Raw genomic sequence first — 20,792 nt, forward strand, 5'->3', positions numbered from 1 at the left:
GCGGGCCCGGTCGCCGGAGGCGGGCCGGGATGGATTCGGAAAGGGGCGGCGGTGGGATCGGTCAGCCGGGCAGCGAACGGGCTCGGTCGTGGGTTCGTACCAGCAGGCGCTGGGGTCCGCGGATGACCCGCGACGGGCAGTACGCGGGTTCACCCACGGCATGTATCCGGGGGAACCGGCGGAACAGCCCGCGCAGTGCGATCTCGCCCTCCATCCGGGCCAGTCCCGCCCCCAGGCAGTAGTGGGCGCCGGCCGCGAACGAGAGATGGTCGCGGGCGTTCGGCCGGGCGATATCGAACCGGCCGGGATGGGTGAACACCGCCGGATCCCGGTTGGCGGCGGCCAGCAGCGCGACCACGGGGGTGCCCTTGGTCAGCTCTCGACCGGCCAGTTCGAGCGGCTCGCCCACCACCCGCACGCTGTACTGGGCGGGTGCCTCCCAGCGCAGCGTCTCCTCGACCACCGCGGCGGCCAGATCGGGTTCGGCGGCGAACATCTCGTGCTGATCGGGACTCGCCGACAGCGCGATCATCGCATTGCCGATGATATTGGCGGTGGTGACGAAACCGCCGATCAGCAGTGCCTGGCAGGTGGATACCAGGCCGGCTTCGGTCATCGCGCCCTCGTCGACCGCGGCGGTGAGCGCCGTGATCAGATCGGGGCCGGGTTCGGCGCGGCGGGCGGCCACGGCCGCGGCGAAATAGTCGGTGAGTTCGGCCAGCAGTACCTGGGTGCGCCGGCGTTCGCGCGCGCCGCGCGCCCCGTCTACCGTCGCGCCGAATTCGATTCCCCAGCGCGCGAAATGATCGTGATCGGTAGCCGGAAGACCCAGCAGTTCGGCGATCACCAGACTCGGGATCCGCAGCGCGAAGGTGTCGATCAGATCCACCGGTTCGGTTGTGTCGAGCGCATCGAGTTGCCGGTCGACCAGTTCCTCGACGAAGTCGCGGCGGGCGCGCATCTGGGCGGCACCGAACAGCGGTGCGACGAGTTTACGGAGCCGGGTGTGCTCCGGCGGATTGGCCGAGGCCAGGGAATCGTCGAGCGGGTGTACCAGGAAATCCGTCCGCTGGCCGGGTAGCGGACGTAATCTCAGCCGGACCGCGGACGTGGGCGCCACCCGGAACCGGTTGTCACGCAGTACTTCGTTGGATACGGCGTGCGAGGCGGTCATGCACAATCCGCTGCGCCCGCGGACCAGATCCCCGCGGGCCCGGATCCGTTCGTAGTGGGTGTGGCCGTCCGCACCACGGGGCAGGTCGAGTATCGAGGCCACCGGGTCGCCCAGCGCGGTGGAGGTGCGCAGGCGCAGTGAGTTCCGGTACAGCCGGGCGACGGTGCGTAGTTCGCCGCTCATCGGGCATCCTGCGGCGCCCGTAGCTTCGGGGCGCGGTCGATTCCGCGTTCGGCCAGTTCGTCGCGGATACGTTCCCGCAGTACGTATTTCTTGATCTTGGTGCCGGACATCGGCCATTCCTCGACGAACCGGACGTAGCGCGGGGCGCGATAGGTCGCGATAGCGCCGAGACAGTAGTCGATGATCTCCTGTTCGGTCACGACCGCGCCCGGCACGAGTTCGATGAAGGCCGCGGGGACCTCGACGTAATAGGAATCCGGCGCCGCGACCACCTGCACGATGTGGACCGCGGGATGCCGGAGCAGGAAATCCTCCACTTCGACCGCGGAAACATTCTCGCCGCCCACCTTCAGCATGTCCTTGAGGCGGCTCACGAACGTCACCCGGCCCTCATCGTCCATGACCGCGACATCCCCGGTGTGGAACCAGCCCTGCTCGTCGAAACATCGTGCGGTGAGTTCCGGATCGTGCAGGTAGCCGTCGAAGCAGTTGGTTCCGCGGAAGAGTAGTTCGCCCTCGGTGCCGGGTGCCAGGTCGAGCCCGGTCTCGGGATCGACCACGCGGCATTCCATTCCGGGCAACGGCCGTCCACCGGTGGTGGTCCGCTGCTCCTGCGTATCGGTCTGTTCGCTCAGGGAGAGGAACGAGGATGCCTCGGTCATCCCGAAACACGAGACCTGGACCGCGTGCGGCAGGCGGTTCGCCATATCGCGGACGCGTTCCGGGACGCCGACGGTCATCACCAGGCGCAACGCCGAAAGGTCCCGGGTGGCGAAATCGGGATGGTTCAGCACGGGCAGCCAGACCGTCTCGAAACCGGGCAGCGCGACCGTGGCGCGCTGGGCCTCGAGTTGCTCCAGCGCGGTATCGGGCCGGAAGAAACCGACGTGACAGTAGGTGCAACCCGCGTAGATGCTGGCGACGGCGAAGGCCACCGCCCCGATGTGGAACAGGGGCAGCGGCGTCCAGACACGGTCGTCCGCGTGGAGCCCGAGCCGGCTGTGTACGGCGCCTGTCGCGAACCGGATCAGCGCCTCGTGGCTGATCATGGCGCCTTTGGGGCTGGCGGAGGTGCCGGATGTGTACATGACGACCGCGGTATCGCGGACGCGCACGTAGCGGCTTCGGTCCCGGGACAGTCCGGGGTCGATCCCGGCCGCGGCCCGCAGGAATTCGGATTCGGGGCGTACGCCCGCGGGGGCATCGCCCGGGCCGAGCTGGACCACCTCGCGCAGTCGCGCGGCCTGTTCCCGGACGGCGTGCGGAACCGGAGTGGCGGAATGGACGAACAACAGTCGCATTCTCGAGTGGTTCACCACCTGGGCCAGTTCGTGTTCTTTGAACCGGCTGTTGATCGGCACCGGGAGGGCGCCGATCCGGGTCACCGCGAAGAGCGCGGCGATGGAATCGGGGCAGTTCGGCAGCAGGATGCCGACCGTTTCGCCGGGCGCCACCCCGGCGGCGAGCAGCCCGCGGGCCAGCAGATCGGCCCGATCCGCCAATTCCGCGTAGCCGACTTCGATATCCGGGAAGGCGAGGGCGATGCGTTCGGGATGTTCGTGGGCCCGCCGTTCCAGTAGATCGCTCAGTGTCGTGACTTCCACCCAGCGAAGCGGCGTGCGATCTCCACGGTTCATTTCGTGACTCCAAATCCACCGGAACAGCGCCCTCCGGCAGGCCGGAACGTACCGCACCGATTGCGCTGTCGCAAACGGTAGCTCGAAAGCCGGGAAGCTCGCTCGCAATGTCTGCCGAAGGGCATCCCCGCGCCCGGCAAAAGGATTACCCTGTGCCCGATTTCGCGTGTTTGCGCAAGTTCCCGCTTCCCACACTTGGGAAGCGCGCGGGTGATTGCGTTGTGTTAGCTTCGCCGGTGTCGGCGTTGCATTCGCCGTGTGATTGTCCCCGGCGGTACGCGGAGTGAAATGTGAACGATCGGAATGCTTCTGGCTGCTGCAGTTTCCCGGAAAACACTCCGCGTTAGTCGGCCATGCTTTCCGATCATTTCGAAAAACGCGCACTGTCGGTCGACCGAGTGGTCTTCGAGGCCTGTGAGTACTTCCGCGCGGGCCAGCAGCCGGACGGATCGATCGCCGAGGATTCCTCGATCGTGGTGTTCCAGGAGTGGGACTCCGTCAACGCGCTCAAGGCGATATCGTTGTGGCAGAAGGAGTTACCTGCGGATTTCGGTCCGGTGACGGAGCGGATACTCGCTTTCCTCGCGGGCCGCGAGAAGCCGACCGGTATGCTCAGCTGGGGCGCGACGGAGATCGGTCCCGCCGAGTACTGCACGGAGACCAGTAGCGAGTACATCTCGTCGCTCGCCCTGCTGGGATTCGACGAGAAGGCCGGGCGCAAAGCGGAATTCCTGCGCAGTAGACAGCTCGCGGACGGCCCCTGGGAAGAAGTGCACAGCCATATCCCCAGAGCATTTCAATTGGAGCCCTCGGTAACCGGATTTGCCCTGTGCGCGCTGGACGAGGCCGGTGTCGATCCGATCCATCTCGACGAAGCTCTCGACTTTCTCGCCGGAAAGCAGGACCGCGAAGGTCATTTCGGGATCAACTGGTACTACTACTGCACGCACTACTACCTGATGCGCCCCGCGGTTGCCGCTCTCGTGCAATTCGGCAACTACGCCGCCGCCGCCCGCGCTCGCGATTTCGTCCTGAAACAGCAGCGCCCGGAAGGCAGCTGGTTCTCCGAGGTCGCCGGATTCCGCGGCGAGCCGTCGGTACCCGAACTGCAGACCGCGCTCGCCCTGATGACCCTCGCCCACACCGGGATGGATATCGGCGAACCGCCCGTACGGCGCGCGGTGGACTGGCTGCTGGACCGGCGGCGCGAGGACGGGTCCTGGTACGGCGGGCGTTACCCCTACCCGGAAACCGAGAGTTACAGCGCCTTCCGAGCGACACAGGACGTCTACACCACGGCACAGGTGCTCGCCGCCTTCAAATATCTGGAGCAGCAATGAACTACAGCGACAGTGAGCCGGTGGCCGTCATCGGGATCGGCTGCCGGCTTCCGGGCGGCGTATCCGGTCCCGCGGACCTGTGGGAACTGCTCGAACAGGGCGTGGACGCGATCACCCCCACCCCGGCCGACCGCTGGGACGTCGACCGGTTCTATTCGCCGAAACCGCAGCAACCGGGCCGGATCAGCGCCCGGAGTGGCGGCTACCTCGACCGGGTGGACACCTTCGACGCGGCTTTCTTCGGTATCTCGGGGCGTATTGCCGAGCAGATGGATCCGCAGCAGCGGCAGTTGCTGGAAGTCGCCTGGGAGACCTTCGAGGACGCGGGCACGGTGCCGGGCTCCTGCGCCGGCAGCCGGACCGGTGTGTTCATCGGTGCGTGCAGCCAGGACTACGGTGCGCTGCAATCGGCACCGAGCGAAGTGGAAGGGCTGGGGCCGCATTCGGCCACCGGCACCTTCATGAGCATCGTCTCCAATCGGCTCTCCTATACCTTCGACCTGCGCGGGCCGAGTATGACCATCGATACCGCGTGCTCGTCCTCACTGGTAGCCGTGCACCTGGCCGTGGAGAGCCTGCGCCGGGGGGAGAGCGAACTCGCCCTGGCCGGCGGGGTGAACCTCATGCTGACGCCGCAGTTCGGGATCGCGCTCAGCCAGGCCGCGATGCTCTCGCCCGACGGCCGGTCCCGGGCGTTCGACGCCTCGGCCAACGGCTACGTGCGCGGCGAGGGGGTCGGCCTGGTATTGCTGAAACCGCTGAGTGCCGCCCGTGCCGACGGTGACCGGATCTACGCGCTGATCCACGGCAGCGCGGTCAACCAGGACGGCCGCACCCAGGGCATCACGGTCCCCAGCGGCGAATCGCAGGAGGCCAATTTCCGGGCCGCGCTCGCGGCGGCGGGGGTCGCGCCCGCTGAGATCGGCTACGTCGAGGCACACGGAACCGGTACACCGGTGGGTGATCCGATCGAGGCGAACGCACTCGGTCGTGTCCTGGGCGACGGACGGGAGCGAGGCCGGGCCGCGCTGCTCGGCTCCATCAAGACCAATATCGGGCATCTGGAGGCGGCCGCGGGGATCGCCGGGCTGATCAAAGCCGCGCTCTGCGTGCGGAACAGGCGGGTGCCCGCGAGTCTGCACTACCGTGCGGGCAACCCGGATATCGATTTCGGGAACCTGCCCATCGCGGTCGCCGCGACCGGACAGCCATGGCCCGAGGGCTATTCCGTGGCCTATGCCAGCGTGAACTCCTTCGGCTTCGGCGGCACGAACGCAAATGTCGTACTGGGCGAGGCGATCGCGGAGACCGGGGTGACCGCCGAGCCGATCGGCCCGGAATCCGGCCCGGCCGTGCTCACCTTCAGCGCCCGCAGCGCCGCGGCGCTCGACCTGCTGACCGAACGACACGCGGCAGCCCTCGAACGGCCCGGCGCCGATCTGGTCGCCCACAGCGCGGCCACCGCGCTGCGGCGCGGGCACCACGAGTTCCGTCGCGCGGTCGTCGCCGCCGACGCGGCGGAGGCGGTGGCGAAACTGCGCGCGGACGAGGTGATCACCGGACAGGTCCGCCGTGGCGGCAGCGGGAAGATCGCGTTCGTTTTCAACGGGCAGGGTCCGCAGTGGTACGCCATGGGACGCACACTGCTGCAGACCTCCCCGGTGTATCGGGACAAGATCCTGGAATGCGACCGGGTCGCCCGGCAGTACATCGACTGGTCCATCCACGAAGCCCTCACCGCCGACGAGGAGTCGTCGCGGATCGGGGAGACCCGCTATCTGCAACCGACCATGTTCGCGCTCCAGGTGGCGCTGGTCGAACTCTGGCGGTCCCGGGGTATCGAACCGGACGCGGTGGTCGGGCACAGTATGGGTGAGATCGCCGCCGCGCATGTATCGGGCGCGCTCGGCCTGTCCGAGGCGCTGAAGGTGATCTGCCACCGCGCACGGATCCAGGACACGGCGGATCCCACCGGCGGCATGATGTTCGTCGCGGTCTCCGAGGCACAGGCCGGGGAACTGGCGGCACGGTATCCGGACGAGGTGTGGGTCTCCGCGCTGAACAGCCCCAAGGCCAGCACCCTGTCCGGGCGGCGTCCGGTACTCGAGACACTGGCCACCGAACTCGCCGACCAGGGCGTCTTCGCCCGCTTGTTGCGGGTGAACTGTGCGTGCCACAGCCGGGATATGGATCCGCTGCGGACCGAACTGCTCGCGGCGCTGGGCGAGATCGAGCATTCGGATACCGATATCCCGCTGTACTCGACGCTGACCGGCGCCCGTATCGAGGGCTCCGAACTCGGGACCGAATACTGGTGGCGCAACTTCCGGCAGCCCGTACTGTTCGAATCGGCCATCCGGGCGATGTTGTCGGACGGCTACGACACCTTCGTCGAGCTGAGTCCGCATCCGGTACTGGCGAACTCGGTCACCGAGATCTCCGCGGACGCCACCATCGTGCCGTCGCTCATGCGGACCAAGGACGACTGGGCGGTATTCCTCGATACCTTCGCGCGTCTCTACACCGCGGGCGGCGCGGTGGATTGGCGGCGGTGCCAACCCGGGGAGACCCCGGTGCTCGAGCTACCGAAGAATCCGTGGATCCGGCAGTCGTTCTGGAACGAGAGCGAGGTCTCCCAGCGCTACCGAGCCGGCGGGCAGCGGCACCCGATGCTCAAACCGGTCGACGGTGCCCGTCCGACCTGGGAGATCAGCTGGGACGACCACCGGTTGTCCTGGGTCCGCGAACACGATGTGTTCGGTTCGGTGATCGTTCCCGGTGCGGCCTATATCGAGGCGGCACTCGCCGCGGCGGCCGAGGCGACCGGGCAATCGTGCGCCCTGGAATTCGTCGAATTCGAACGTGCGTGCGTGCTGTCCGACGAACCCCAGATCAGCCGGCTCGAGCTGGATCCGGACGACGGCACCTTCGAATTCCATCAGCGCTCGGTACGCGGCGACACCTGGTTGCGTAATGCGCGCGGGCGGTTCCACATCATGGACGGCGGCCCCGGGAGCGGGGAGATGTTCGACCTGACCGCGATCCGGGAACGGTGCACCACCACCGTGAAGGCCATCGATGTGTACGGGCGTTTCGCGCAGAGCGGCTATGCGTACGGACCCGCGTTCTGCGGTATCGAGCGGATCGATCTCGGCGCCGGTGAGGCGCTCGCCCGCATCGAGGTCCCGCGGGTGCTGCGCCGCCGCCGCGACGGCTATCTGCTGCATCCCGCGGTGCTGGACGCCTGCTTCCAGAGCGCCATCCTGCATCCCGTTCCGCAGCATCCGGGCCTGCTGCTGCCGATCAGCTATCTGCCCACCGGTATCGAGCGGGTCCGGATGTACGACCGGGTCGATCCACCGGTGTGGTGCTACACCCGGCCGCGTAAGAACGACGACACCCTGCTGGTCGATATCTATCTGCTCGACGATTCGGGTGCGGTGGTCGCCGAGTACTCTTCGCTGTCCGGTAAAGCGGTGCGAGCCCGCACCGAGACCGGATCCGGCGAACTGGGCGAGCATTTCCACACCCTCGAATGGCAACCCGCCGGTCCGGTGACCGCGCCCGAGCGCAGCGCGTTCACCGCGGAACCCGCCGTGCTGGCCGCGGAGATCGCGCCGTTGGCGCAAACGCTGTCCCGGCGACTGGACAGCGCGGTGTATGCCGACGGGTACCAGCGGGACGTCACCCTGCTGTGCGCGAGCTATGTGGCCCGCTGCCTCGACGCTTTCGGACCGGCGGAGGAGTTCACGGTGGCCGGATTGCCCGGCCTGCTCCCGAAGTACCGTCGCGCGCTGGCGGGACTGCTGCGGCTGCTCGTCGACCGGGGCGCGCTGCGCGAGAGCGGCGAACAGTACCGCCGCGCCGGACAGATCGCCGACGACGCGGAGACACAGTGGGCCGCGATGTTCGCGGAATACCCCTCCTGCGCGTGGGAGTTGCTGCTGTTGCGCCGGACCGGGCCGCGGCTGCACGAGGTGCTGACCGGTACCGTCGACGCCGTCGAACTGCTGTTCGCCGACGGGGCGCTCGTCGACCTCGAGGCGATCTACCAGAATTCGCCGATCGCCCGGTTCTACAACGTGCTGGGCGGGGAGATACTGCGCCGGCTGGCCGAGTCCGCCGATCCGCGCCGGACCGTCCGGGTACTCGAGGTCGGTGGCGGTACCGGCGGACTCACCGCGAGCCTGCTGCCCGCTCTGCCCGCCGACCGATCCGAGTACGTCTTCACCGATATCTCCCCGGCGTTCCTCGGCGCGGCCCGGGAACGTTTCGCCGAGCACGATTTCGTGGATTATCGCGTACTCGACATCGAACACGATCCGGCCGCGCAGGGTATCGAACCCGCGACATTCGATCTCGTGGTCGCCTCCGATGTGGTGCACGCGACCGCCGACGCCAAGAAGACGCTGCTGTACCTCCAGGACATGCTCGCCCCGGGCGGCATGCTCATGCTGCTGGAGGCCACCCCGGACAATGCCTGGCTGGACCTGACCTTCGGCCTCACCGAGGGCTGGTGGTCCTTCCGCGACCAGAGGTTGCGCCCACAGACCCCGCTGCTGTCGGCCGCCGGCTGGGAAGAACTGCTGCGTTCGCTCGAATTCGACGAGGTGATCGCACTGGGTGATCCGGCGCATCCGGGTGCCGGGTCGCAGTCGATGATCGTGGCCCGCACCGCCGCGGAGCCGCTGCGCCCGGCCCGGCCCGCCACCGCACAGTCGGCGGGCAGCTGGCTCGTCCTCACCGGCGGCGACCCGGCGGCCGCCGGGCTGGCTGCCGAACTGGCCCGGCACGCGGGTCGTGCGGTCGTGGCCGGCGACCCGGGCGATATCGATATCGACGAGGTCGCGCCCACCGCGATCATCGATATACGCGATCGGTGGGACGGCTCTTTCGAAGCGGGACTCACCGGGCGGACCCTCGCCGTCATCGATCTGCTGCGCCGGGTGTGTCGCGACGATCTCGAGGATTGGCCGCGAGTGATCGAAGTGACCCGGGGAGCGCATGCTTTCCGGAATACCGAGACCGACCCCACCGGTGCCGCGGTGTGGGGTCTGGCGGCGGTGGTCGCGGTGGAGATGCCGCGGTTGTGTTTCACCGCGCTGGATCTGGATGCCGAACCCGGCGCCGGCGATCTCGACGCGATCTGCGCGGAACTGCGGTCCGACGGCCGGGAACGAGAAGTACTGGTCCGCGGCGGTGAGCGGTTCGTCCGCCGACTCGAACCCTGGTCGCCACGTCTGGATCTCGTCTCCGGTACGACGATTTTCACAGACCACAGCTATGTTCTGACCGCGGGGACCCCCGGCGCCCTGGACTCGCTGCGCTACCACCGGCACGACCGGGTCGCGCCCGCGGCCGGAGAGGTCGAGGTCGAGGTCGTCGCGGCGGGGCTGAATTTCCTCGATGTCATGATCGCGCTCGGCCAGATCCCGCCGCTGGAATCGGCCGCCGGGCCGCGTTTCGGCGCCGAATGTGCGGGTGTGATCACCCGGATCGGCAGCGGAGTGCGGGATCTGCGGGTGGGGGACGCGGTGGTCGCGGTCAGTCCGGCGCAGGGCAGTCTGGGCACCCATCTGACCGTTTCGGCGGCGCATATCGTTCCGAAGCCGGAGAATCTGGGCTTCGACGCGGCCGGATCGGTGCCCATCGTATTCCTCACCGCCTGGTACGCCCTGCACGAACTCGCCCGGGTGAACGCGGGGGAACGGGTCCTCATCCATGCGGGCACCGGTGGCACCGGCCTGGCCGCGATCCAGATCGCCCGGGCGGCCGGGGCCGAGATCTTCGCCACGGCCGGCAGTCCGGCCAAACGCGATCTGCTGCGTTCGCTCGGTGTCCGCGAGGTATTCGATTCGCGCTCGATGGATTTCGCCGACCGAATTCGGGCCGCCACCGACGGCGCGGGCGTGGACATCGTGCTGAACTCCCTCGCCGGCGAAGGCGCGGCCCGCAGCCTGGCGTGCCTGGCTCCCTACGGGCGATTCGTCGAACTCGGGAAGCGGGACCTGTTGCAGGACCGCAGGATGGGGTTGCGTCCGTTCCTGCGCAACCTCACCTATTTCGCGTTCGATCTGCGGCAGTTGCTGGTGGATCGCCCGCAGGCCACCAATACGGTGTTCCGGGCTCTGATGGGGCGTTTCGCCTCCGGCGAGCTGAGACCGCTGCCCTACCGGGTGTTCCGTCCCGCACAGACCGAGGCGGCGTTCCGGCAGCTGGCGGCCGCCCGGCATGTGGGCAAGGTGGTCCTCGCGATGGACGAACGGCAGGTCGCGGTGGTCCGTCCGCCGCATACGCCGTCGTTCGGCGGAACCTGGCTGGTCACCGGTGGTCTCGGCGGTTTCGGGCTTGCGATGGCGGAGGCGCTGGCGGAGTCGGGGGTGCGCAGTCTGGTCCTGCTCGGCCGCTCCGGCATCGGTGGGGGCGAACAGGCGGCCCGGGTCGACTCCTTGCGCGAACGCGGTGTCCGGGTGACGGTCGAGGCCGCGGACGTATCCTCGCGAACCGAACTGGCCGCGGTGCTGGATCGCATCGCCGATCCCGTGCCGCCGCTGCGCGGTGTGCTGCATTGCGCGATGGTGCTCGACGATGCGCTGCTGGCCGATCTGGACGCCGATCGGGTGCGTACCGTCCTGGCGGCCAAGGCCTTCGGAGCCCGGCATCTCGACGAGCTGACCGCCGATCTGCCGCTGGAGGCCTTCGTACTCTTCTCCTCGGCCACCTCGATGGTGGGCAACCGGGGCCAGGGCAACTACGCGGTGGCCAATGCCTTCCTGGATCAGCTGGCCCACACCAGGCGGGCCCGCGGTCAGGTGGCGCTGTCGGTGAACTGGGGTGCGATCTCCGACGCCGGTTATGTGGCCCGGCACGACGATATCGGCCGCTTCGTGGCCGCGACCGGTATGCGCGGATTCACCGCTGCCGCCGCCTATCGGGCGCTCACCACGCTGTGGACCGGTACCGCGGCCCAGGTCGGGGTGCTCCCGATGGACTGGCCGCAGTTCTTCGGCCATCACGGCATCACCCCGGAAACCCACCCACGCTACGAGCGGCTGGCCGCCCGGGCCCACGGCGCGGTCTCGGCGGCGGCCGGTGGATCGCTGCGGCAGCAACTGGATGCCTGCGCCGCGGGTGCGCACGCCGAACTGCTGAGCGGGGCACTGAAGACCCGGCTCGCGGCGGTACTCGGGATCCCGCTCGACACGCTGGACGAGAACATGCCACTGATGGACTACCTGGATTCCCTGCTGGCGGTGGAGATCAGCGCCTGGCTGGAACGGGAGCTCGCGACCAAGGTCACTATCATGGAACTGATGAAGGGGCCGAGTGTGCTGCAGTTGTCGGATCTGGTGCTGGAACGGCTCGAGCGCCGATGACCGCCCTGGACGAGGTCGCTTTTCCGCTACCGAAGGCCGGTATCACCCTGCGGGGCCGGCGCAGCCGCGACGGCAGTGGATTACCTGTGCTGTGCCTGCACGGCATTCTGGACAATTGTGCCGGTTTCGATCCGCTGGCCGGATACCTCACCGGCACCGATCTGATCGCGATCGACCTACCCGGGCACGGGTTGTCGGATCCGGTGCCCTCGATCGTCTGCGACTATCTCGACTACGCGGCCTGTGTCCTCGAACTGGCCCACACCCAGGGCTGGGACCGGTTCCGGCTGATCGGGCATTCGCTCGGCGGCGCGGTCGCGTCGCTCGTCGCCGGGATCCATCCGGACAAAGTGGACCGGCTGGTTCTCATCGACTCCATCGGACCGCTGTCCGCCGAACCGGATCGCGCGGTGTCCGGGATCGCGCGATACCTCGATACCTATCTCCGCGGCGACCGGCATCCGGTGTATCGCAGCCGGATGCACGCGGTGAAGACCCGGGTCCAGCTGGCCGATATCCTGCTCGATACCGCGGAACTGCTGGTGGACCGGGATCTGGTGGAGGTTTCGGACGGATTCTCCTGGCGCCACGACATACGGCTCAATCGCGGTATCACCCCGACGCTGCCGGAAGAGCAGGTGCTCGCCTTCCTCGGGGAGATCACCGCCCCGGCGCTGCTGGTGCTGGCCGAGCGCACCGCGCTGGTGGAACCCTATTACCCGGTCCGGATCGATACCGTCCCGAAGCTGCGCCAGGTCACGCTCGCCGGCGGCCACCATCTGCATATCGAGAACGCCGAGGCCGTGGCACAGGAGATCGCCGGGTTCCTGATCTCGGGGTGACGTAGGCCGCTCATCCGCCCTGCAGGACACCCGACAGGACGGATCGGTCCTCGCGTCCGGGAACTGTGGTGCGGTAGTGATATTCGCCGTCGCCGGTCCAGACCCGGATACGCAACGAGTCACCGGGGAACACGATGCCGGTGAACCGGCCGGTGAAGGCGCGCAGCCGCGCGATATCGGCGTCGAGCACGGTATCGACCAGCGCCGCGCAGACCATACCGTAGGTGCACACCCCCTGCATGATCGGTCCGTCCAGGCCGGCCGCGCGCGCGAAGGCCGGATCTGTGTGCACATTGTCGTGCAGCGAATTGTTCTTGCCGCAGCGTTGATACCGGACGGCCTGCTCCCGGTCGGTACGCACCACCACCTCCGCGTCCGGCGCCCGGGCCGGGGTGGCCGCGGTCACCGGGCGGGCAGCGGATCCGGCGGCCGTGCCCTCGCCACGCGCGTGGATCCGGGAGATCCCGGACACCAGCAGTGTCCCATCGGCATCCAGTAGTTCGGTGCGCTGCACCAGCACGGCCGCCGTACCGCGATCCTCGACGCCCAGTACCCGGCTACGGCACCGGGCACTGCCGGACTCCGGTAGCGCGGCGTGCACCCGCAGTTCCTGCTCCTGCTGCAACAGGGTGGCCAGTGACAGGGTGATTCCGGGAAAACGGATCTCCGGGGGCCGGGAATGATAGAAATCCGGCGACGCGACGCCGAAGGCGCCGGGCGCGGTCATCGCGAAGGTGGGCAGCAGACCGAGTTGGCGGTCGGACTGGCCGACAGCTTGCCGGTAGCGCCGCGCATCCGCTTCGTTCCAGCGGAATTCCTGTTCGGGGACCGTCAGGCCGGTTGCGATGGGCACGTCTATCGGCACCGGCGGCCGTCCTGCTGCTCGCTGCTGCTTATCACGGCCACGGGGGCAATCTACCCGGGTGTGACGGTGACGCGTTCCCGTGACCGGGGAAACTCCGGAGTCGTCGCTCCTCCACCGCGATCATGTTCCCGCGAAAGTCCGCCGATAGGCCGACGGCGACATGCCGAGGCCGCGCCGCATGTGGTGGCGGAGGTTGTCCGGTGAACCGAGCCCGGACAGCTGCGCCACCTCGTCCACCGAGAGACCGGCCGATTCGAGCAGTTCCCGGGCCCGGTCGATCCGGCGATCACGAATCCACGCTCCCGGTGACATGCCCGTCTCGGCCCGGAACCGGCGACTGAAGGTCCGCGGGCTCATCCGGGCCCGGGCCGCGAGGACCGCGACGCCGAGCGGCTCGGCGAGATGGGCCAGTGCCCAGGCCCGGGTCGCCGCCGTGCTGCGTTCGTCGTCATCGGGAACCTGATGTTCGATGAACTGGGCCTGTCCGCCTTCGCGCCAGGGCGGTACGACGCAGTGCCGCGCGACCCGGTTGGCCACGGCGGCACCGTGATCGCGCCGGACAATGTGCAGGCACAGGTCGATTCCGGCCGCCAGGCCCGCTGAACTGAGTACGGTGTCCTCGTCGACGAACAGCACGGTCTCGTCGAGTTCCACGGTGGGGAAGAGGCGGCGGAAGTCGCCCGCGTATCGCCAGTGGGTGGTGGCGCGGTGACCGTCGAACACCCGCGCGGCCGCGAGGACGAAGGCGCCGGTACAGATCGACACCATCCGGGCATCGGCGGGCACGGTCGCCAGCGCGGCCGCGACCTCGGGAGTGAGCGTGCCGCCGGATCGCGCGGAGTGGTATTTCGTCCCCGGAACGATCACGGTGTCGGCGTGGGCGAGCACGTCCGGTCCGGCCGCGGCGACCATCGAATATCCGGAGGTGGCCGGGACGGGTCCGGTGTCGAGGGAACACGTCACCACCCGGTAGAGCGGCGTGCCGTCGTCGGCGGTGGCCTCCCCGAACACCAGCGACGGGATGGTCGCGTCGAAGCCGACCACCGGCTCCAGCAACAGCACGGCGACCAGATGGGGCGGCCGGGCCGGACCATCGATGGCACGATTTTCACGCATATTGTCGATTCTGCCACTGGTGGCCGGGTGGGTGACTGCCGGAAGCTGATCAGCGTGATGACGAAGATCGATCCGGGTGCCGCCGTCGGGCGGTCCGCCCGGCGGCCGCGCGTACATTTCGCCTGGATCGTCGCGGGCGTGAGTTTCGTGGCGATCCTCGGTGCGGCGGGGTTCCGGTCGGTGCCCAGCGTCATGATGACGCCACTGCACCACGAGTTCGGCTGGTCGCATGCGACGATCGGCGCCGCGATGTCGGTGAACATGGTGCTGTTCGGCGTCACCGCGCCGTTCGCCGCCGCTCTCATGGACCGCTTCGGGGTCCGGCCGATCCTCACCGGTGCGCTGCTGCTGATCGCCGCCGGAACCGGCGTGGGCACAATCATGACCGCGAGCTGGCAACTGGTCCTGCTGTGGGGAGTGCTGGTCGGACTCGGGACCGGGTCCATATCGATGGGTTTCGTCGCCACCGTCTCGACGCGCTGGTTCGTCGCCCGGCGCGGTCTGGTCACCGGGGTGCTCACCGCCGCGAGCGCCACCGGCCAGCTCGTGTTCCTGCCCGTCGTCGCCGGGGTGACCGAACGGTTCGGGTGGCGCTGGGCCTCGGTGATCGTGACACTCGCGGCACTGGTGGTGATCCCGCTGGTGCTGCTGTTCATCCGCGACCGACCGAGCGATATCGGCGTCACGGCCTACGGCGGGGAACCCGGAACCGCCGACGAACCACTGCCCGGCGGCACCTTCGCGGCGGCCCTCACCGGATTGGCGCAGGGCGCCCGCGTGCCGGCGTTCTGGCTGCTCGCCGGTAGTTTCGCCATCTGCGGTATGACGACGAACGGGCTGATCGGTACCCATTTCATTCCCGCCGCCCACGACCACGGCATGCCGGTCACCGTGGCCGCTTCGCTTCTGGCCACCATCGGGATCTTCGATGTCGCGGGCACGGTGTTCTCGGGGTGGCTCACCGATCGCGTGGACCCCCGCGTGCTGCTGGTGATCTACTATCTCGGCCGCGGGGCGTCGCTCCTGTTGTTACCGGCCCTGCTGGCGCCCGGCGCCGCACCCGGCACCTGGGTCTTCATCGTGTTCTACGGGCTCGACTGGGTCGCTACGGTGCCGCCTACGATCGCGATCTGCCGCAGCTGGTTCGGCGCCTCGACGCCGGTGGTCTTCGGCTGGGTGTTCGCCGCCCACCAGCTCGGTGCCGCGGTCGCCGCGTTCGGTGCAGGGTATGTCCGGGACGCGCACGGTTCCTACGACCCCGCCTTCTACGTGGCGGCCGGTCTGTGCGTGGTGGCCGCGCTCATGTGCGGGCTCGCCCGGATGCCGGGCGCGCGGGTCCCGGTGCCGGGGAGCAGGTTCGCACCGGCGCGATGACGGCCGCCGGAGTCCGCGACGCTGTCGAAGGGCTGAGCGCCGCGCCCCGGCTCGGTGCAGCCGGTCTCGCGCGCGCTGGGCGCGCCACGCGTCTGTCATCCCTCTGTGTCCGGGCCGGGTCGTATCGGCGGCCGTTACGAGATCGGACTGTTGTCCGCCGGGGCCTCGCGGGGAGTTTGTGCCCGGTGCTCCGGGGAAAACCGCCGGTGTCCGTGGGCCGCCGCGCCCGCACCGACGCCGGGAGAACAGATATGGACTGTCGTGCGCTCGCGTTCACCGCCCTCCTCTCCTGTTGTGTTCTCACCCCGCCCCTCGCGAGCGCTGCTCCGGCGCCCGTGCCGATACCGTTCCCCGCGGCGAACGAACCCGCCCCGTCTCGTACGGTCATCTCGGTTCGTACCCAGAGCGGCCTGCACTGGGGCACTGCCGGAGAGCATCAGGTGCGGAGCGCGTTATCGCTGGCCAAGCTGTATCTCACCGATTACGCGCTACGCCACGGCGACGGTTCGGCCGACGACCGCGCGCTGGGCGAACGAATGATCCGTTACTCCGATGACGCGGCCGCCGACGCGGCGGAAGCGAAATATCCGCAGGCCATTGCGATCGTCGCCGCGGAGTACGGGTTGGCGCAGACCCGGCCCGGTGCGAGCTGGGGCAGTTCCACCACCAGTACCGCCGACGTGGCCGACTTTCTCGATGCCAAACAGCGAACCGACGCGGGCTCACCGCTGCTGGCCTGGATGACGGCCGCGGCGCCCCGCGCCGCCGACGGGACCGAGCAGAACTGGGGAACAGCCGTATTGCCCGGTGTACAGGGCACCAAATGGGGCTGGGCGGACGCGCCGCCGCCGGAGGTCGCCTCGGCCTCGTTCGGTCCCGGTTTCTCGGTGGCCGCGCATACCGCCGGCAGCCCCGAGGATCAGACCGCCGATGTCCTGGGTGCGCTGCCGATGTTTCGCGCCGACAGCGGCAGTCCGACCGGGATTCCGGGACCGGAGCGCACCGGCGGACGGACGGGGGCACCGGTGGGAGCAGGGCCGGGTTGAGCGCGTCCTGCGTTCCGCCGGCCCGGGGTCTGCCGGCTCACCGGCCGCGCGCGGGGCCCGGGTCCGAGCAGAGCCGCAGCGCGAACAGGAGATCGGTGTTGCGCACATGTTCCGGCTGGGTGGCGCCGCGCAGCAAGCCGGTGCGCCGGATCCAGCTGTGGTGCCAGTGATAGAGGTCGGGCACGGTGACCCCGCACCGCGCGGCGGTCCGGCGGAGACGGCCACTCCCGCCACCGATGGCCCCCGCGAACAGTTTCGACCGGAAGCCCCGGCGTGCTTCCTGATATGCCCGGGCGTCCTGCAACAGTCGCCGGACCGGTGGCGGTACGACCCACACGTACACGTCGGCGGCCCGCCCGAGGCCGATCGGTCCGGTGAAGATGAGCGCGTCCGGCGTTATCGCGGTACACGGAACGCAGCCGAGCTCCACCATGGTGGCGCCGGTGCAGAGCACCGTGGCGAGGGCTGCCGCGTCGACCGGGTTGGTGGTGCGCGTCCGGATCCGCTGGACCGTCTCGTCGTCGAGACGCTCGGTGGTCAGGCCCGGCCCCACGGAATAGTTGAGGTCGGCAGGCAGATCCAACCGCATTCCGTGCAGCAGGAACCCCGCCTGTGCGCCGCGCAGCCGGGCGATGGTGTGCCCGCGGCCCGGACTGTCGCAGACGAGGTCGCCGAGGAACCGGTACAGTGCCAGGATCTCGCGGCGGTCGCCGGTGTTGCCCGCTTCGGGTAATTCCGGGCGGGCCTGCGATTGCGGCTGGTCCCACGGGTAACCGGCCGAGCCGTATTGCGTGCCGGGGCCGGCTGCCGTGCCCGGGTCGGCGTGGTGCAGGCACGGCCGGCCGGTGCGCAGTGTGAACCAGCGGCAGGTCGCGTCGATACCCTCGGCGTAGCTCATATCGATCCGGGCGAACTCTTCCGATGTCAGGCCGCGGAACGCGTCGGCCCGGAAGGTGGGCACATCGCTGTCGGGTATCCGGGACACCACATCGTCTCCGGTGGTCATCGTGACTTCGGGAATCCGCGTCGGTAGCTCGGCTTCCCGATACCCCATCTTGCGGGTCGCCGATTCGGGCACCGCATTGGCCGTCACGGTGGCGCGCTGCGCCCGGTTGCTCGTCAACCACTGCTGTACTTGCTGTTCGGCAACTCCCAGTTGCTGTGCCGCATTCCGCACATCGTCGACGGACAACCCGCCGCTCTCGTCGAGCTGAATCAACTGTTCCAGCACCGACGGACGACGCAGCGCGGAGTCGCTGGTCTCGGTCACGGCGACAACCTCCTGGGTCCGGGGCCCGGACGATAATGCATTTCTCCCTGGGAACATTCGATCACTTACTCGGCGCGAGTGGAGACGATCAACCAGAACTTAACCGCCGTTGACAAAGAATGTGTACTCGGAACAGTTGCGGAATGTTGGCAGGATTTGTTGTACGAATGGTGAAAGCGATCGGTTCACATGATTTTTCGCTGGATCCGATACGCCGGACGGAAACCGTACGCGGTACGAAAAGGTGGCCATCGGATTGCTGACAATTCGGGATTCGCGGACTTTCGGCGGGCGCGCGGGTCAGTGTTCTTGCCGCCGTCCCGCTTCCAGCTGACCGCCGGCCGCGCGCCAGTCGACCAGGCCGCCGGACATGTTCTTCGCGTCGAAGCCGTACTCGACGAGGAGATTTGCGGCGCCGTACGATCGGAGGCCGCCGGTGCAGAAAGTTATCAGGAGCCGGTCGTCGGGCAGGTTTTCGCATCCGGTCGCCAGCTGCTCTAGCGGTAGATGGACCGCGCCCGGGATATGGGTGCGATTCCACTCGAACTGCCGGCGCACATCCACGATCAGCGCGCCGTCGCGGACGGCGTCGATCGCTTCGCGGGCCGAAAGTGCCGGTGCGCGATACAGATAGTGACGGATGCTCACGGGAATTGTCCTCGTTTCGTCGGGCACGACTTCGGATCCGGCCGTGCTGGGGGGTGCCGGGGTGTCAGGCGGAGGCGCCGGGCCGGACGATCATGAGCACCACCACGATCAGCCACAGCATGTTGTAGCTGCCGGTGAGCATGCTCAGGGTCTGTAACCGCCGGCCGGTGTCCGGGGTCGCGAGGGCTTGGCGCTGCATGGGATGGATGGTCGTGATGACGACCGCGGCAGCGCAGGCGGTGAGGACGATGGCCAGGGTGATCCAGATTTCTCCCATACGTCCCTGGACGAGGGCGAGGGCGAGTCCGGCGGCCGGTACGGCCAGGCCGAGCCGGGCGTAGGTGCCGGTGATCCGATGCAGCGCGGCGGCCACGGCGCGATCGCGTTCCGGTGCCGCGGCGGTGGTTTCGGACAGCGGCGCGCAGCGGGGGAACAGGCTGGTGGCGACGGTCGAACCGCCGATGAAGACAATGGCCGCCACGACATGGACCGACAGTAGTAGATGGTGCACGGCAGTTCCCTCTCGACCTTCAGATGGGCTGAAGCCTAGCAGGCCTTTCAGTCTGACTGAAGGGTGTTGGAGGGTGGGCTGTGGCACCACGACGGGCAGCCGCACCGATCAGGTGTGGCCGCCCGTCGCGGCGTGTTCCGTACTCGCGGGCGCCTACGTCAGGCCGGTACCGCGTCCAGGGCGAGGGTCGCCACGATGGCGTCCGCCAGTTCCGCGCCCTTGACCTCGAAATGCCGGGCGAAGTAGGTCAGGTGCTCGCCGTGTTCGTGGAAGTGATGCGGAGTGAGCACGGCCGAGAACACCGGCACATCGGTGTCGAGTTGTACGCGCATGAGCGCGTCGACCACGGTCCCGGCGACGAAATCGTGCCGGTAGATACCACCGTCCACCACCAGCGCGCACCCGGCCAGGGCGGCATACCGGCCGGTGGCAGCCAGCCTTTTCACACGGAGCGGGATCTCGAAGGCGCCGGGGACCCGGATCACCTCGACATCGGCGAATCCGTGCTCGGCCAGTCCGTCTCGGCAGGCCGTTACGGCCCGGTCGACGATATCGGCGTGCCAGCCGGCGGCGACGAGAGCAATACGATCGGGTGTGGGTGACATCGGTTTCTCCTGTTCGCTGTGTCACCCAGGGCATAGCAACGCGAACGGGAGCGGCCCACGCGGGCACTCCGATGCCGCGTTCTCTTTCATCCGGACTGTGACCGTCGGCTCCGGAATCACACCGGGATCTGCTCGACCCACCGCATCCACCGATGCCGTGGCGCTCGCGGGCTCGTGCACCCGGATCGATCCGGATGCCATTACCGCCGGTGGGGAATTCCACCCCGCCCTGAGAACGTGTACAGAACGGACACTAACAACGCCGGTAGAACACCGCAACAGCCGCCGGTCGCCGCGGGCGCCGCCCACGTTCCGGCGCTAACCCTGTTCGGCGGCCGCCTTGATCCCGCCGACATGTGACTCCCACATGCCGCGAGCATGCGCGGCGGCCTCCTCGCTCGCATTGTTGTCCTGAGTCAGCGACAGATGCGTCGCGGTCGCGTTTCCGCTCAGCTCGTAGGTGAGTGTGTGGTAGTTCTCCGGGACGTCCGGTAGTCCGCCGAGCGGGCTGAAATGCGTCATGCGCAGTAGCCGGCCGGGCTCGACGGCGAGGATCGTGCCCCGATCTTCGTACGGTCTGCCCTGGTACTCGCCCTTCCAGACGATCGTGCTGCCGACCCGCCAGTCGGTGCGCACCTCGGCCCCGAACATGAACCGGCGGATCTGCTCGGGGTCGGTGAGTACCGTCCACACCCGTTCCGGTGAGGCGCTGATATCGGTTGCCGCGGTGGCCGGATGATCGGTCACTGATCCCAACTCCCTTCGGTCGAGGACTCGAAGATAGGACGGCTGTCTCGCGTGGTCT

The 20,792-nt window shown here is 68.4% G+C and carries 13 protein-coding genes, 1 pseudogene and 1 riboswitch; of the genes and pseudogenes, 5 read left to right on the top strand and 9 right to left on the bottom strand.

The window, feature by feature from the left end:
• Nucleotides 1-61: 61 nt before the first annotated feature.
• Both ACWCPQ_RS07160 and ACWCPQ_RS07165 read right to left on the bottom strand, forming a co-directional pair.
• Nucleotides 62-1,357, bottom strand: a complete 1,296-nt coding sequence (locus ACWCPQ_RS07160; RefSeq protein ID WP_449895754.1) for a cytochrome P450 — start codon at nt 1,355-1,357, stop codon at nt 62-64.
• Nucleotides 1,354-2,994, bottom strand: a complete 1,641-nt coding sequence (locus ACWCPQ_RS07165) for a class I adenylate-forming enzyme family protein (protein ID WP_449895756.1) — start codon at nt 2,992-2,994, stop codon at nt 1,354-1,356. The genes ACWCPQ_RS07160 and ACWCPQ_RS07165 overlap by 4 nt, the downstream gene beginning before the upstream one ends.
• A 353-nt stretch (nt 2,995-3,347) precedes the next feature.
• Here ACWCPQ_RS07165 and ACWCPQ_RS07170 point away from each other — a divergent pair, with 353 nt between their 5' ends.
• From ACWCPQ_RS07170 to ACWCPQ_RS07180, 3 genes are read left to right on the top strand one after another with little or no spacing between them, the layout of a single operon-like run.
• Nucleotides 3,348-4,334: a prenyltransferase/squalene oxidase repeat-containing protein gene (locus ACWCPQ_RS07170; RefSeq protein ID WP_449895758.1), complete on the top strand. Its 987-nt coding sequence runs from the start codon at nt 3,348-3,350 to the stop codon at nt 4,332-4,334.
• Entirely contained in the window at nt 4,331-11,710 is a 7,380-nt protein-coding gene (locus ACWCPQ_RS07175; RefSeq protein WP_449895760.1) for a type I polyketide synthase, read from the top strand. Before ACWCPQ_RS07170 ends, ACWCPQ_RS07175 begins: the two co-directional genes overlap by 4 nt.
• A complete protein-coding gene (locus ACWCPQ_RS07180) occupies nt 11,707-12,552 on the top strand; it encodes an alpha/beta fold hydrolase (RefSeq protein ID WP_449895762.1) in 846 nt (281 codons plus the stop codon). The genes ACWCPQ_RS07175 and ACWCPQ_RS07180 overlap by 4 nt, the downstream gene beginning before the upstream one ends.
• A 10-nt stretch (nt 12,553-12,562) precedes the next feature.
• Here ACWCPQ_RS07180 and ACWCPQ_RS07185 read toward each other — a convergent pair whose 3' ends face one another.
• Nucleotides 12,563-13,405 (bottom strand): MaoC/PaaZ C-terminal domain-containing protein, encoded by an 843-nt coding sequence (locus ACWCPQ_RS07185; RefSeq protein ID WP_449895764.1) that lies wholly within the window; start codon nt 13,403-13,405, stop codon nt 12,563-12,565.
• Nucleotides 13,406-13,537: 132 nt separating this feature from the next.
• Complete coding sequence (locus ACWCPQ_RS07190) at nt 13,538-14,533, bottom strand: GlxA family transcriptional regulator (protein ID WP_449895766.1); 996 nt, start codon at nt 14,531-14,533, stop codon at nt 13,538-13,540.
• Between the two features lie 57 nt (nt 14,534-14,590).
• Between ACWCPQ_RS07190 and ACWCPQ_RS07195 the strand changes: the two genes are divergently transcribed.
• Nucleotides 14,591-15,907 carry an MFS transporter gene (locus ACWCPQ_RS07195; protein ID WP_449895768.1) on the top strand — a complete coding sequence of 439 codons (1,317 nt, stop codon included), beginning with the start codon at nt 14,591-14,593 and terminating at the stop codon, nt 15,905-15,907.
• A gap of 251 nt (nt 15,908-16,158) precedes the next feature.
• A complete protein-coding gene (locus tag ACWCPQ_RS07200) occupies nt 16,159-16,953 on the top strand; it encodes a hypothetical protein (RefSeq protein ID WP_449895770.1) in 795 nt (264 codons plus the stop codon).
• A 37-nt stretch (nt 16,954-16,990) separates the two neighbouring features.
• Here the strand turns inward: ACWCPQ_RS07200 and ACWCPQ_RS07205 are convergent, their stop codons facing one another.
• From ACWCPQ_RS07205 to ACWCPQ_RS07225, 5 genes and pseudogenes are all read right to left on the bottom strand, one after another.
• Nucleotides 16,991-18,223, bottom strand: coding sequence for a hypothetical protein (locus ACWCPQ_RS07205; protein WP_449895772.1), 1,233 nt, complete (start codon nt 18,221-18,223; stop codon nt 16,991-16,993).
• A 300-nt stretch (nt 18,224-18,523) separates the two neighbouring features.
• On the bottom strand, nt 18,524-18,871 hold the full coding sequence (locus ACWCPQ_RS07210; RefSeq protein ID WP_449895774.1) for a rhodanese-like domain-containing protein: 348 nt from the start codon (nt 18,869-18,871) through the stop codon (nt 18,524-18,526).
• Nucleotides 18,872-18,935: 64 nt separating this feature from the next.
• Nucleotides 18,936-19,382, bottom strand: coding sequence for a hypothetical protein (locus ACWCPQ_RS07215; protein ID WP_449895776.1), 447 nt, complete (start codon nt 19,380-19,382; stop codon nt 18,936-18,938).
• A 158-nt stretch (nt 19,383-19,540) separates the two neighbouring features.
• Nucleotides 19,541-19,990: pseudogene (locus ACWCPQ_RS07220) on the bottom strand (6,7-dimethyl-8-ribityllumazine synthase); the annotation flags it as partial.
• A gap of 71 nt (nt 19,991-20,061) precedes the next feature.
• Nucleotides 20,062-20,228, bottom strand: a riboswitch (FMN riboswitch).
• Nucleotides 20,229-20,305: 77 nt separating this feature from the next.
• A complete protein-coding gene (locus ACWCPQ_RS07225) occupies nt 20,306-20,734 on the bottom strand; it encodes an SRPBCC domain-containing protein (protein ID WP_449895778.1) in 429 nt (142 codons plus the stop codon).
• Nucleotides 20,735-20,792 lie beyond the last annotated feature (58 nt).

The sequence above is a fragment of the Nocardia sp. NPDC001965 genome, from assembly GCF_053594175.1.

What these genes read in the sequence shown, in the direction of transcription:
- ACWCPQ_RS07160 (WP_449895754.1), bottom strand. Translation starts at nt 1,357, where the DNA reads ATGAGCGGCGAACTACGCACCGTCGCCCGGCTGTACCGGAACTCACTG.
- ACWCPQ_RS07165 (WP_449895756.1), bottom strand. Translation starts at nt 2,994, where the DNA reads ATGAACCGTGGAGATCGCACGCCGCTTCGCTGGGTGGAAGTCACGACA.
- ACWCPQ_RS07170 (WP_449895758.1), top strand. Translation starts at nt 3,348, where the DNA reads ATGCTTTCCGATCATTTCGAAAAACGCGCACTGTCGGTCGACCGAGTG.
- ACWCPQ_RS07175 (WP_449895760.1), top strand. Translation starts at nt 4,331, where the DNA reads ATGAACTACAGCGACAGTGAGCCGGTGGCCGTCATCGGGATCGGCTGC.
- ACWCPQ_RS07180 (WP_449895762.1), top strand. Translation starts at nt 11,707, where the DNA reads ATGACCGCCCTGGACGAGGTCGCTTTTCCGCTACCGAAGGCCGGTATC.
- ACWCPQ_RS07190 (WP_449895766.1), bottom strand. Translation starts at nt 14,533, where the DNA reads ATGCGTGAAAATCGTGCCATCGATGGTCCGGCCCGGCCGCCCCATCTG.
- ACWCPQ_RS07195 (WP_449895768.1), top strand. Translation starts at nt 14,591, where the DNA reads ATGACGAAGATCGATCCGGGTGCCGCCGTCGGGCGGTCCGCCCGGCGG.
- ACWCPQ_RS07200 (WP_449895770.1), top strand. Translation starts at nt 16,159, where the DNA reads ATGGACTGTCGTGCGCTCGCGTTCACCGCCCTCCTCTCCTGTTGTGTT.